The organism is Paenibacillus flagellatus (genome assembly GCF_003217775.1).
GTDB classification, from domain to species: Bacteria; Bacillota; Bacilli; order Paenibacillales; family NBRC-103111; genus Paenibacillus_AB; species Paenibacillus_AB flagellatus.
The window spans coordinates 405532-418696 of the sequence record NZ_QJVJ01000003.1 but is presented as its reverse complement, the minus strand read 5'-3'; the positions used below and the strand labels follow the sequence as shown (position 1 = coordinate 418696).

The following is a 13165-nucleotide window of genomic DNA, read 5'->3' as shown; positions in this document are numbered from 1 at the left end:
CATTCAGCGAGGAGTACAACGATGATGACGAGACGATTCCGATCGGCAGCGCGGTCTGTCGGCGCGATACTTTTGGCCGCCGCTCTAACCGGCTGCGGCACGAACGGACGAAGCGACACCGACCCGAACGTCGGCAAGGACGGAGAAACGTTCGTGCGGCCCAGCCTTACCGTATATATGGGGAACAGCCCGGCGGCGAACGCGATCCGATCGCTGCTGCCGGAATTCGAAGCGTCGACCGGCTTGAAGGTGGACTTGACGAGCTTCACGAACGAACAGCTCAGCCAAAAGCTGTCGGTTACGCTTGCGGCGGGGAGCAAAAGCCCGGACGTCTTCATGATCCGTCCGCTCGAAGAGCTGAACCGGTTTCATCGAAGCGGCTGGCTGCAGCCGTTGGACGATCGGGTCGCTAGCGATGCGGACTACGATTTCGCCGATTTTTCGGAATCGGCCGTCGAAACGGTGAAGGCGGAAGGCACGCTGTCCGCGATACCGCTTTCGACCGAGCAGCAAATTTTGTACTACCGCAAAGACTTGCTGGCAAAAGCAGGTCTGTCCGTCCCCCGGACGCTGGACGAGCTGGAGACGGCGGCCCGGGCGCTTCACGATCCCGGCGGCGGCGTATACGGCTACGTGGCCCGCGGGCAGCGGAACGCCTTGGTTACGCAGCTCTCGTCCTTCCTCTATTCGGAAGGAGGCGGCTTCCAGCAAGGGGGCAGGGCGACGATCAACACGCCGGAATCGGTTCGGGGGATGAAGCGCTACGTGTCGCTGCTGAAGCAATACGGTCCACCGGGCGTTTTCAATATGGGGTGGCAGCAAGCCGCGGGCTTGTTCGCCCAAGGAAAAGCGGCGCTGTATACGGATGCCAGCGCCATTTATACGATCGCGATCGGCTCGGACCGCTCGTCGATTGCCGACCGCGTCGGTCTGGCGATGTTCCCTGCGGGATCGGCCGGCGCCAAGCCGTACAACATCACCGCCTGGGCGCTGGCGATGAACGCGGGATCGACGAACAAGGACGACGCATGGACGTTTATCCGGTGGGCTACGAGCAAGGACGTCGTCATGCGTTCGCAGATGCTCGGCAACCCCGGCGCGCGCCGGTCGGTCTGGGACGACCCGCAGGGCGTATCGGGCTTCCCGCAGGATTACATCGACGCCGTGACGGAATCGATGAGAGTCGGCGTCGGGCATGACCGGCCGCAGCTGATCAATGTCGGCGAAGCCCGGGACATCGTAGGCGAAGTCGTCGTCCGCGGGCTGCTCGACGAAGATGTCGGCGAAGCGGCGGACAAGGCGAACCAAGAATTCCAAGCGCTGCTCGACCGGGAGAAAAGCCGATGAACACGTTCGGGAAAGTGATTTTGCTCGTCGTGTCGTTGCTCGTGCCGATCATCCTGCTGTACGGGTATTCCAATCAGACGAGCGTCAACGTCGTCCGCGATACGCTGGAGGAGGGGAACCGGAACCGGCTTTCCTTCTTCATGAGCCAGATGGAAATCATGATCGATCAGCTGACGAAATATTCGGTGACGGCCAGCCGGGATTACAGCATCAAGGAATATTTGGAGGGCCGCCATACGGACAAGCCGCTCGTCCAGCTTCAGCGGCGCCAGCGAATCGTCGAAATGCTCAATATGCAAATCGCCACGAGCCCTTGGAACAACCAAATCATTTTATATTTGCTCGATTCCAAAGAAATATTGTCGACGGACTATTCCGTCCAATACGACGAAAGCTACATTCGCGATCCCGAGATGCGGAAGTGGATGCATCGGAGTGCGATCACGTACGGCATCAGCCAGACGTTTTTCTCGCGGATCAAGGAGGGCGACCGGCCCGATCTGCTCGTCGAGGTGCGGTTTACCGACGACAACATCCGGAATATGCTCAACCTGCTGAAACAGGGCGGGCGGCACGAGCCGTTCCTGTATCAAGCCGGAACCGAGCCGATCGTGAATTATACGGCGGACCAGACGCTGGTCGGCCGGGTCGCCGAGCGGCTGAACGGCACGAAGCTGGCTCACAGCGGCAGCGTGACCGTGTCGCTGGATTCGGAGGCGTATATCGTCAACTATATCCGCTCGGAAAGCTTGGGCTGGTATTTGATCGACGCCGTACCGGTGGAAAGCGTATTCGCGCCGATCGTGACGAGCCGCAACTGGTTTTACGCGTCGATCTGCCTGCTCATGGCGCTCAGCGTCCTCGTCACGCTGCTTCTGTACCGGAATGTGCAGCGCCCGATCCAGCAGCTGATCCGCGGCGTCCAACGAATCAAGGACGGCCAATATTCGTCGAGGCTGAAGCGCCAATCGAACAACGAGTTCGATTATTTGTTCGAAAGCTTCAACGAAATGTCGGCGCAAATCCAGGAGCTGATCGAGCAGGTGTACGAGGAGACGCTCCGTTCCAAGGAAGCGACCTTGAAGCAGCTGCAATCCCAAATCAATCCGCACTTCTTGTACAATTGCCTGTTCTATATCAAGAGCATGGCGAATTTGGGCGACAAGGAGGCGGTTGTCGCGATGGCGCTCAATTTGGGCGAATATTACCGGTATTCGACGCGGCTGGAGCAGACGATGGCCTCGGTGGCGGAGGAAATCCGCCTGATCGAAAACTACTTGACGATCCAGTCGTTGCGCATTCAGCGCTTTCATTACGAAATCGAGATTCCCGAGGCGATGATGGGGCTGGACATTCCGCGGCTGCTCATTCAACCGCTCGTCGAAAACGCCGTCCTGCACGGCGTGGAGAACAGCACGCATTTCGGAATCATCCGGATACACGGCGAGCAGTCGGACGGACTGAACCGCATCATCGTCGACGACAACGGTCCCGGGCTCGATCCGGAGCGGATCGCCGCCTTGCAGCGCAAAGTAGCGATGCCGCTCGAAGGAAATTCCTTCGGGCTGTGGAACACGCACCAGCGGCTGCAGCACCTGTTCGGAGGCAGGTCGGGTCTCGTCTTTTCCCCGTCGCCGCTGAACGGCTTACGGGTAGAGCTCGTATGGGAATCGAAGTCCGGTTAGGAGGAGGGAAGGCCCATGTTTCAATTGCTTATCGTGGATGACGAAGCGGGCGTCGTCGACAGCTTGGCCGACACGCTGCCGTGGGCCGACATCGGCATAACCGCCGTATTCAAAGCCTATTCGGCGCCGGAAGCGCTTGACATCATGCGGATGAACTCGATCGATATTCTCATGACCGACATCCGGATGCCGGGCATGAACGGGCTGGAGCTGCTCGCGCACGTGCGCCGGGACTGGAAGCGGATGAAGTGCATCCTGCTGTCGGGGCACGCGGAGTTCGCCTACGCCCAGCAAGCGATCCGCCACGAAGCGCACGAATATTTGCTCAAGCCGATCAGCGACGAGGACGTTCTGGCCAAGGTCGCCGGCCTCGTCGACGCCCTGCGCCGCGAAACGGACGAGCGCATGACGTACCAGCGCGTCGTGAAGGCGTTTCAGGAGCATTTGCCGAAGCTGAGAGGCGAGCTGCTCGGCGATTTGCTCCAAGGAACGGTCGTCTCTCCCCAACGTCTGGCGCAAAAGCTGGAGTCGCTCAAAGTCGAAATAAAAGAAGGAGAGCGGTTCGCGCTCATGCTCGTCCGGCTGGAGGAGCGTTTCGCCGAGCTCGATTTTTACAGCCTGTCGCTCATGGAATACGCGGTCGCGAACATGGCCGAGGAGCTGTTCGAGGACGAATTTCGGCTATGGTCGTGCAAAGACATTCACGGCTATTTGGCGTTTCTCGTGACGGCGGCCGACGGGCGATCGGACGACGACGGGGGCGCGGAGACGGACCGCGGCGGGGAATCGACCGAAAGCCGGATTCGGTTTCTCGCTTCCCAGCTGCAATTGAACGTAAACCGGTATTTGAAGGGAAGCGTGTCGGTTCTGATCGGCCGGTGGGGAACGTTTCCGCAAGACGTGAAGCCGCTGTACGAGGACTGCCTGCTGTCGCTTCGCCGCAGTATCGGCAACCAAAGCGGACTGCTCGTCTACGTTTCCGAGGAAACCGAACGAATGCCCGTCCATTCGCTGCAGCGTCTGTACGAGCCGCCGCTGCTCGTCCATTTGCTGGAATCGGGCGATTGGGAACGGACGCAGGACAAGCTGGAAGGAATTTGGGACGAGCTGAACGAGAAATGGGCGGAATCGCAGGAGCACGTCATGGAGCTGTTTTTCTCCGTGTACGCCTCGTACAGCTCGTTCGCGCATAAAAACGGACGCCAGCTCGCCGACATGATCGGTCCGCTGCTGGCCGACGTCACCGGGCTGACGCCGTGCCGGTCCGCCGCATCTCTCCGGCAATGGATGTTCCAATCGTTCGCGCTGCTCCAGCAATGCATGGAGAACGAGACGAGAAACGACCGCGAAAGCGCCGTCCGGCGCATTCAATCGTTCGTGCAGCAGCATTTGGTCGAGGACGTGTCGCTGCAGGCGATCGCCGACCACATGTACATGCACCCGGTTCACGTCTCGCGCATCTACAAGCTGGAGACGGGCGAGAACATCAGCGATTACGTGCTCCGGCTGAAGATGGAGCTGGCCGCGTCGCTGCTCGCCGATCCGTCGCTCAAAAACTACGAGGTGTCGCTCAAGCTCGGCTATCAAAATCCGAACTATTTCATCAAGGTGTTCAAAAAGTATTATTCGGTCACCCCGCAGGAGTATCGGCTGAAGCTCGAAAGCGGAAGCTGATCCGTTGCGTCTCCTTGGCCGATGCTCCGCTCGCCATGTTCAGATAACGCGAAACCCCCTTCGATCCGCGATGGGGGTTTTGGGCTTGGACGGCTGCCCGACATGGGTCCAAAGCAACATGCTAATAATGTATCATCGAGGTTAAATTGTTGTCATTTTCACGGACGGGAAATCGCTTTACTATAAGGACAGAAGGCCAACACCTTCCCGGGAAGAGCGTCACCGAAGGAATAATATTCGACAATTTACGTCAGAAACAAAACGAGAAAACGGGAGGTCAATCCGCATGAAACCTTGGATCAAACAAACCGTCGCCGCCACGCTGTTGACCGCGCTCGTCGCGGGATGCGGCAGCGCATCCTCGGGCACGGACGCCACATCCGGCAATACCGGGGGAACCGCCTCCGGCGAGAAGCCGACCTTGACGTTCTGGATGAAGAAGCAGCTGTTCGAAGATCAGAACAAGCTCATTCAAGACCGGGCCAAGCAGTTCGGCGTCGATAACAACGTAAACGTGAACGTCGAATTGATCGCCTATGAAGACTTTTATCCGAAATGGTCCGCCGCGATCGTCTCGAAAAACGTCCCGGACGTTTCGTTCTTCGGGTACCAGGAAGTCGGACAGTTTTACGCCAAAGACGTGCTCGAGGACGTCAGCGACGTCGTCAAGAAGATCGAGGGTACGAACGGCGACATGCAGGACAGCATGAAGAAGGCGATCACGTTCCAAGGCAAGCAGTACGCCATTCCGTTCTGGACCGAATCGCAGGTGCTGTACTACCGCAAGGATTTGCTGAAAAACGCGGGCTTCGACGCTCCGCCGAAAACGTGGGACGAGTTCCGCAAAATGGCGAAGGCGCTCACCGATCCGAGCAAAGGCGTATACGGCGCGGGCTTGGGCTACGGCAAAGGCAACTCCGACGCCGAGTTTTTGACCCGCGGCATCATCTGGTCGTACGGCGGTTCGGTCGACACGAAGGACGGCAAGACGGTCATCGCCAACTCGCCGGAAACGGTCGAAGCGACGAAGTTCATCCGCGACATCTTCCTCACCGACAAGAGCACGCCGCCAAGCGCGCTCGGCTGGGACGACAGCGGCAACAACAAGGCGTATTTGAGCGGCCAGGCGGCGATGATTTTCAATGTCGGCAGCACGCTCAGCACGATCAAGAAGGATAACCCGGACCTGTACGAGAAGACGGGCATCGCGCCTTATCCGGCCGGACCGAAAGGAACGTTCATTCCGGGCATCAGCAACAATCTCGGCATTTTCAAAGATTCGAAAAACAAAGAGCTGGCCAAAAAGTTCGTCGAATACATGCTGACGACCGATTGGTACAAGACGTGGATCGAGAAGGGCGCTCCGCTTACCGGACCGGTATACGGGAAGCTGGCGAGCGAGCCGGTATGGCAGGACGAGAAGAACAAAGCGTTCGTCGACTCGGTCAAAGGGTTCTACTTCCTCGGCTATCCGGGCGAATATAACCCGAAGGCTGGCGAAGTGTTCAACCTCCGCATCGTCAACGACACGTTCCAAAAGCTTCTGCTCGAGACGAATTATACGCCGGAAGCGGCGATCAAAGATTTGCAGACGAAAATCGAAGAAGTGTACAAAAAGCAATAATCCAATCTCGGCTGCGGGATGACGACGTTCGCGCCGTCGCCCCGCAGCCTTACAGTTAGGCGGGATAATCTTGAGAACGAATACGGACAACAGACTGGCCTACGCGCTGATGAGTCCCGTACTGATTTACTTGCTTGCGGTTATGGTATTGCCTTTCGGATGGGCCATTTACTTGAGCTTCACGAACAAGGTGGTGGGCGTGCCCGCCAAATTTATCGGGCTCGGCAACTATATCGAGCTGATGAAAGATTCGCTGTTCTGGAAGGCGGCGTGGAATACGCTCGTCTTTACGCTCGTAGCGGTGATCGGCAAGACGGTGTTCGGCATGGTCATGGCGCTCGTCCTGAACGAGAAAATCGTATGCCGCAACCTGTTTCGCGTCCTGCTGTTCCTGCCGTGGACGATTCCGACGATCGTCTCCGTCTTCACCTGGCAATGGATATACTCCGATGTAGGCGGCGTGCTGAACTTCCTGCTGCTCAAAGCCGGACTGGTGTCCCAGCCCGTAGGCTGGCTGGCGACGCCCGAGCTCGCGATGTTCTCGGTCATTCTCGTCAATGTTTGGCGCGGTATTCCGTTCATGGGCATCGCCATTCTCGCGGGCTTGCAGACGCTGTCCAAAGAGATGTACGAAGCGGCGATGCTGGACGGCGCCGGTCCGGTCAAACGGTTTCTATACATGACGCTGCCTTCGGTCAAGGAAGTGACCGTTCTCGCCGCCGTCATGACGACGATTTGGACGTTGAACGATTTCGAGATCATTTGGCTGTTGACGCGAGGCGGGCCGTCGAACGGCACGCAGGTGCTGTCCACGCTCAGCTATACGATCGGGTTTTTGAATATGAGTCTCGGGAAAGCGATCGCCATCGCGATTTTGACGATGCCTCCGTTGATCATGCTGATCAACTTCGTCACGAAGCGTTCGCTTTCGTCGAACGAGTAAAGGGGTGGAAATGACGCATGGAGCATAAATCGATCGCCAATCGGATCGTCGTCTACGCCACTCTGGTCATCCTGCTTATATTCGCCTTGTTCCCCTTGTATTGGATGTTCAATACGTCGTTCAAGTCGCAGGGCGAAATTTATAACATGACGCCGTCGTTTTGGCCGAAGCACTTCACGTGGTCCGCTTACGAGAAGCTGATTACGGAGAAACATTTCCTCGTCAATATCAAGAACAGCCTGCTCGTCTCGCTGCTCGTGTCGCTCGTGTCGATCGCGGTCAGCATGCTGGCGGCGTATGCGATCGCGAAGCTGAAGTTTCGCGGCAGAAGCGTCATCTCGCGCGGCATTTTGTATGCGTATCTGATGCCCCGCGCCGTACTGTTCATCCCGCTGTACATGCTCGTCACCGCGCTGGGCGTCGGCAACTCGGTATACGGCCTTATGCTCGTCTATCCGACGATTACGATTCCGTACGCGACCTGGATGCTCATCTCGTATTTCAAATCGATTCCGGTCGAAATCGAGGAGGCGGCGATGATCGACGGCTGCAGCCGCGCGCGGACGATGCTGAACATCATATTCCCGCTGGCGGCGCCTGGCGTGGCGGCGACGTTCATCTTCGCCTTCACTCTGTGCTGGAGCGAATATTTGTACGCGCTCGTCATCGTCACGAAAGGAACGGACAAGACGTTGACGCTCGGCCTGTCGGACATGATCGTGGGCGACGTCTTCGCCTGGGGACCGCTCATGGGCGGCTCGATCCTCGCGTCCATACCGGTCGTCATCATGTATCTGTTCACTTCGAAATATATGGTCAGCGGCATGACCGTAGGAGGAGTCAAATAATGGGCGCAACGAGAAAAGTGCTCGTCACGGCGACGAACTATTCGCTGCTGTGCGCGGAAGCGAAACGGCTGCTGGAGGAGAATGGCTGCGAAATTATCGAAAACCGGGTCGGGCGTCCGCATACGTTCGAGGAGCTCGTCCCGCTCGTGGGCGACATCGACGGCGTCGTAGCCGGCGTCGACACGTGGGACGAGGCGGTGTTCAAGCTCGCCCCGAAGCTGAAGGCGATCGCCCGGTTCGGCGTAGGCGTCGACAACATCGATTTGCCGAAGGCGCGCGAATACGGGATCAAGGTAACCAACGTGCCGGGAGGCAACGCCAACGCCGTCGCGGAATTGACGGTCGGTCTCATCCTGTCGTCCATCCGCAGCATTCCCGCCCTGCATCAGTCGGCGAGACGGGGTTATTGGGACCGCCGCGTCGGCGAGGAGCTTGCGGGGAAGACGGTCGGCCTGCTCGGCTTCGGCAACATCGCCCAGATGGTCGCGAAGAAGCTGCAAGGCTTCGACGTGAAGCTGATCGCGTACGATAAATATCCGAATCCCGCGAAAGCGGAGGAGCTCGGCGTCGAGCTGGTCGAATGCGACGACGTGCTGAAGCGCGGCGACGTCGTCAGCATGCACTTGCCGAGCTTGAAGGAGACGCGCCGCATGATGAGCGACGCGCAGTTCGCGGCGATGAAGCCGACCGCCCATTTCGTCAACACGGCGCGGGGAGCTCTCGTGGACGAGGAGGCGCTGTATCGCGCTCTCGAATCCGGGACGATCGCGGGTGCCGCGATCGACGTGTACGAGCAGGAGCCGGTGTCGGCGGACAATCCGCTGTTCCGTCTCGACAATCTCATTACGACGCCGCATACGGCGGCGGAAACGGCCGAAACGTACCGGCGCGTCGGCCTGGTTACGGCGCAAGCGCTGCTCGACGCGTTCGCCGGGAAACAACCGGACAACTTGCTGTAAAGCGCGGCGGTCACGCCGACCGGTAAGCGAGGCTCGAAGTTTGCAGAGGAAGGTGGCAGTCGCCGATGAAACCGAAAGTTGCGGTCATAGGAAGTTTGAACATGGACATCGTCGTCAAGGTGAATAAGCTTCCCGGGGAGGGCGAAACGCTGCTCGGCAGCGGCATGTCGGAAATACCGGGCGGCAAAGGGGCCAATCAGGCGGTGGCCGTCGCCAAGCTGGGAACGCCCGTCGCCATGATCGGCAAAGTCGGGCCGGACGCGTTCGGCGCGGCCCTTGGCGATTCGCTGCGGCAGGCGGGCGTCGACGCCGGCCCGGTCGACACCGGTACGCGGCCGACGGGGATCGCGGTCATTACCGTCGACGCGGCGGGGCGCAATCATATCGTCGTCGTACCGGGCGCGAACGCCGAGCTGACGCCGGACGATATCGATCGCCGGCTCGACGTCATCGAGCAGTGCGACGTGGTCGTGCTTCAGCTCGAAGTGCCGATCGCCACGGTGGAGTACGCGCTTCGGCTCGCCAAGCGCCTCGGCAAGACGACGGTGCTGAATCCGGCTCCGGTCGCGCCTTTAAGCGACGATACGCTCCGCTACGTCGACTTCCTTATTCCGAACGAGCACGAGCTTCAGACGATGGCTGGCGTCGAACGGATCGACGAAGCTTCGCTGTCCGAAACGACGAAGGAGCTGCTCGGCAAAGGAGCGGGAGCCGTTATCGTGACGTTGGGCGAGAACGGCTGCTACTACGCCGACCGCAACGGCAGCCGGACGTACCCGGCCCACCGGGTGCGGGCGGTTGACACGACCGCCGCCGGCGACAGCTTCATCGGCGGCTTCGTCGCCGGCTATATCGCGTCGGGGGACGCGGGCGAGGCGATCCGGCTGGCGCAGCGGACGGCGGCCGTCACCGTGACGAGAGCGGGCGCGCAAAGCTCGCTGCCGACGATGGTGGAAGTCGCCGCCTTCGCCGCTTCGTCCTGATCGTGCATTCCGATTCCGCATACACAATCCATTCGAAAAGAGGACTTGTCATGAAACAATTGTACGGCGTTACGACCGCGATGGTCACCCCGTTCGACGAGGACGGCAGCGTAAATTACGGCAAAGTGGAGAAGCTGACGGAGTTTCTCATTTCCAAAGGCGTCCATTGCCTGTACCCGCTCGGCACGACCGGCGAGATGCTCCGGCTGTCCGTCGCGGAGCGCAAGAAGGTCGCGGAGACGGTCGTCCGCCAGGCGGCCGGTCGGGTGACCGTTTTCATTCACGTCGGCGCGGTTACGCAGGACGAGACGATCGAGCTGGCGAAGCACGCCGAGTCGATCGGCGCGGACGGCATCGGCGTCGTGACGCCGGTCTTTTTCGGCGCGAACGACCGGGAGCTGGAGCATTACTTCGTCACGGTGGCGAACAGCGTATCCGAGCAGTTCCCCGTCTATCTGTACAACATTCCGCAATGCGCGGCCAACGACTTGAAAACCGACGTGGCGGAGCGGGTCGCCGAGCGCTGCCGCAACGTCGTCGGCATCAAGTACAGCTTCCCCGATTTTTTGCGGACGAACGAATATTTGAACATCAAGGGCGGCGACTTCTCGGTTATGCAAGGCTCGGACCGGCTGTTCCTGGCCGCGCTCGCGATGGGCTGCGACGGCGTCATCTCCGGCGTCTCGTGCGTCTACCCCGAGCCGTTCGTCGCGGTGTACGACGCTTATAGGGCGAAGGACTTGGACGAAGCGAGACGGCTGCAGCAAATCGCCGTTAAGTACTGCGAAACGTTGAAAAGCGGCAGCAACATGTCTTATTTCAAGGAAGCGCTCAAGCTGAGAGGCGTGGATGCCGGCCGGATGCGGGCGCCGCAGCTCGATTTGCCGCAGGAGGAAATCGTCCGGCTGAAAGCGCGGCTGGACGAGCTGAACGCGGCGACCGGCTACGCCTGAAGCCGGAACGGCCGGCGCAGCGATCGCGAATGGAAGCGGAAAGCCCGGGAAACCGGGCTTTTCGCGTTCACGCCCGTTCCGATTGGGGCAGGCGAGTGCAGTGCGGTAGGGGACCGGCTTCCGGCCGTCCTGCGCGCCTCCGGTCGACTGCAAAAACGGCGGCGTCATTCCCTCCCCGATTTGGTATAATGGATCCGTAGAGCGTTATTACGTTCAAACCGGGGGGTGGCCATCACATGGAAAAATTGATCCAAGATACTTGCGACGACAGCTGCACGGGGTCGGATTCCGATCTGCTCAGTTTGAAGCGGAACATGGTATCCGAACCGGTCGCCGCCGGCATGGCCGACGTGTTCAAGGCGCTCGGCGATCCGACCCGGGTGAGGCTGATTTACGCGCTGCTCGACAAGGAGCTGTGCGTGCACGATTTGTCCGAGCTGCTGGAGATGGGACAGTCCGCCATCTCCCACCAGCTCCGTTATTTGCGCAATATGCGCATCGTGAAGCGGCGGAAGGCGGGGAAAACCGTCTACTATTCGTTGGACGACAGCCATATCGAGCAAATTTTCGTACAGACGCTTCAGCATTTGACGCATTCGTAATACCCGGGCGCTCTCGAGTGCCGGCAAAGGAAGGCCGCCGATCGTGCGGCCTTTTTGCGTTTGTATGCGGCGGCTGTGTTCCGCGCCAACGTACGATTCTTGCGGGCATAATTCCCCCTGCGGAGGAAAGACTAAGCCGTGCTTCCTCTATTTTCATCGTGCCGCAGGTGAGACGCATGAATACCGACAACAACACGGAAGCCGCGAGGGCGTTCGAACGGCTGCGCGGCCGTCTTCCCGAATCGGACGACATCGAGAGCCGGTCGTTCGCCTTTGCGGGGGAGACGGTTCGGCTTCTGTACATCAGCAGCGTTTGCGACGAGCAAGCGATCCAGTCGCAATTGATCCGGCCGTTTTACGATTGGCCCCGGACGGAACCGTTCGGCAACTTTTTGAACGCGCTGAACGGCTGCCGGGCCTACGAGAGCGACGATAAGTCGCTCGAGCTGCTGCTCTGCGGCTCCGCGGCCGTTCTGCTCGACGGAACGCTGTATTTGATCGGCTTCCCCAAAAACGATAACAAAAGTATACCGGACTCCACCTTCGAATCGACGGTGATGGGGCCGACCAAAGCGTTCTCCGAAGATATCGGCGTCAATCTCAATTTGATCCGCAACCGGTATCCGCAAGAAACGTTGACGGTCGAACGGCACGTCGTGGGCAACCTTTCCAAAACGCCGATTGCGATGGTGTACGACGAGGCCTACGTCGACCCGCATGTGCTGGAAAACGTACGCCGGGCGTTGTCCGAAATCGATGCCGACGTCGTCCAAGCGGCGGGGCAGCTTCACCGGTTTTTGACGAAGCGGAAGCGGTCGCTGTTTCCGACGATGGTCGTGACGGAGAGGCCGGACCGGACCGTGTTCAACTTGTCGCAAGGCAAGATCGTCTTTTTGCTGCACGGCACCTCGTTCGTTTTGGTGCTCCCTTCGGTCTTTTACGATTTCATGTCCGCGATGGACGACATCTACCAGACGTATTGGGTAAGCAAGTTTATCGTCACGATCCGGTACGTCGGATTGATTCTCAGCTTGACGCTCGCCTCGCTGTACGTCGCCTTGACGTCGTACAATCCGGAAATACTCCGGATCCAGCTTGCGCTGTCGATCGCCGGCAGCCGCGCTCCCGTGCCGTACCCGTCTTTTTTCGAGGTCACGTTCATGCTGCTCATGATGGAAATGCTGACCGAGGCGAGCATCCGGCTGCCGAAGTCGATCGGCTCGACGGCGACGACGGTCGGCGGTCTCATATTGGGACAGGCGGCTACGCAAGCCGGTCTGATCAGCAACATCATGATCATCATCGTGTCGGCCGTCGCCATCTCGAACTTCGTCATCCCGATCACCGCGATGACGTTCGGCATGAGGCTGACCAAGTACGTGCTGCTTCTCGTCACGACGATGTTCGGCATCATGGGCCTCATGGTCGGCTTCGTCGGGCTCGTCTCCCATTTGGCCAGTCTGGAAAGCTTCGGCCAGCCGTACTTAAAGTTGTTCATGGAATCCCCTGCCGCTTCCCGAAGCAGGGCGAAACGGTAAGCGAAGGAG

Annotated in this window: 11 protein-coding genes; all 11 read left to right on the top strand. The window is 59.4% G+C overall.

Translation table 11 applies throughout. The annotated features are described in order from the left end of the window. Window positions 1–21: 21 nt before the first annotated feature. The 11 genes from DLM86_RS08390 to DLM86_RS08340 all read left to right on the top strand — a co-directional run bounded on the left by DLM86_RS08390 (window position 22) and on the right by DLM86_RS08340 (window position 13156). Window positions 22–1347: an ABC transporter substrate-binding protein gene (locus tag DLM86_RS08390; RefSeq protein WP_245954439.1), complete on the top strand. Its 1326-nt coding sequence runs from the start codon at window positions 22–24 to the stop codon at window positions 1345–1347. Beyond that, the gene (locus DLM86_RS08385; protein ID WP_110839533.1) at window positions 1344–3032 is read left to right on the top strand and encodes a sensor histidine kinase; all 1689 of its coding nucleotides are present in this window, start codon (window positions 1344–1346) and stop codon (window positions 3030–3032) included. The genes DLM86_RS08390 and DLM86_RS08385 overlap by 4 nt, the downstream gene beginning before the upstream one ends. Window positions 3033–3047: 15 nt before the next feature. Next, on the top strand, window positions 3048–4706 hold the full coding sequence (locus DLM86_RS08380; RefSeq protein ID WP_110839532.1) for a response regulator: 1659 nt from the start codon (window positions 3048–3050) through the stop codon (window positions 4704–4706). A 286-nt stretch (window positions 4707–4992) separates the two neighbouring features. Then, on the top strand, window positions 4993–6330 hold the full coding sequence (locus DLM86_RS08375) for an ABC transporter substrate-binding protein (protein WP_110839531.1): 1338 nt from the start codon (window positions 4993–4995) through the stop codon (window positions 6328–6330). Window positions 6331–6400: 70 nt separating this feature from the next. Next, window positions 6401–7273 carry a carbohydrate ABC transporter permease gene (locus DLM86_RS08370; protein ID WP_245954431.1) on the top strand — a complete coding sequence of 291 codons (873 nt, stop codon included), beginning with the start codon at window positions 6401–6403 and terminating at the stop codon, window positions 7271–7273. Between the two features lie 17 nt (window positions 7274–7290). Then, window positions 7291–8121, top strand: a complete 831-nt coding sequence (locus DLM86_RS08365; protein ID WP_110839530.1) for a carbohydrate ABC transporter permease — start codon at window positions 7291–7293, stop codon at window positions 8119–8121. Next, window positions 8121–9080, top strand: a complete 960-nt coding sequence (locus tag DLM86_RS08360; protein WP_110839529.1) for a phosphoglycerate dehydrogenase — start codon at window positions 8121–8123, stop codon at window positions 9078–9080. The genes DLM86_RS08365 and DLM86_RS08360 overlap by 1 nt, the downstream gene beginning before the upstream one ends. A gap of 65 nt (window positions 9081–9145) precedes the next feature. Next, the gene (rbsK, locus tag DLM86_RS08355) at window positions 9146–10063 is read left to right on the top strand and encodes a ribokinase (RefSeq protein WP_110839528.1); all 918 of its coding nucleotides are present in this window, start codon (window positions 9146–9148) and stop codon (window positions 10061–10063) included. A 50-nt stretch (window positions 10064–10113) separates the two neighbouring features. Next, on the top strand, window positions 10114–11016 hold the full coding sequence (locus DLM86_RS08350) for a dihydrodipicolinate synthase family protein (RefSeq protein WP_110839527.1): 903 nt from the start codon (window positions 10114–10116) through the stop codon (window positions 11014–11016). A gap of 236 nt (window positions 11017–11252) precedes the next feature. Beyond that, window positions 11253–11618 (top strand): ArsR/SmtB family transcription factor, encoded by a 366-nt coding sequence (locus DLM86_RS08345; RefSeq protein ID WP_110839526.1) that lies wholly within the window; start codon window positions 11253–11255, stop codon window positions 11616–11618. Window positions 11619–11794: 176 nt separating this feature from the next. Then, window positions 11795–13156 (top strand): spore germination protein, encoded by a 1362-nt coding sequence (locus DLM86_RS08340; RefSeq protein WP_110839525.1) that lies wholly within the window; start codon window positions 11795–11797, stop codon window positions 13154–13156. Window positions 13157–13165 lie beyond the last annotated feature (9 nt).

Excerpts from the sequence above, each read along its gene's own strand:
- DLM86_RS08390 (WP_245954439.1), top strand. The coding sequence starts at position 22 with ATGATGACGAGACGATTCCGATCGGCAGCGCGGTCTGTCGGCGCGATA.
- DLM86_RS08385 (WP_110839533.1), top strand. The coding sequence starts at position 1,344 with ATGAACACGTTCGGGAAAGTGATTTTGCTCGTCGTGTCGTTGCTCGTG.
- DLM86_RS08380 (WP_110839532.1), top strand. The coding sequence starts at position 3,048 with ATGTTTCAATTGCTTATCGTGGATGACGAAGCGGGCGTCGTCGACAGC.
- DLM86_RS08375 (WP_110839531.1), top strand. The coding sequence starts at position 4,993 with ATGAAACCTTGGATCAAACAAACCGTCGCCGCCACGCTGTTGACCGCG.
- DLM86_RS08365 (WP_110839530.1), top strand. The coding sequence starts at position 7,291 with ATGGAGCATAAATCGATCGCCAATCGGATCGTCGTCTACGCCACTCTG.
- DLM86_RS08360 (WP_110839529.1), top strand. The coding sequence starts at position 8,121 with ATGGGCGCAACGAGAAAAGTGCTCGTCACGGCGACGAACTATTCGCTG.
- rbsK (WP_110839528.1), top strand. The coding sequence starts at position 9,146 with ATGAAACCGAAAGTTGCGGTCATAGGAAGTTTGAACATGGACATCGTC.
- DLM86_RS08350 (WP_110839527.1), top strand. The coding sequence starts at position 10,114 with ATGAAACAATTGTACGGCGTTACGACCGCGATGGTCACCCCGTTCGAC.
- DLM86_RS08345 (WP_110839526.1), top strand. The coding sequence starts at position 11,253 with ATGGAAAAATTGATCCAAGATACTTGCGACGACAGCTGCACGGGGTCG.
- DLM86_RS08340 (WP_110839525.1), top strand. The coding sequence starts at position 11,795 with ATGAATACCGACAACAACACGGAAGCCGCGAGGGCGTTCGAACGGCTG.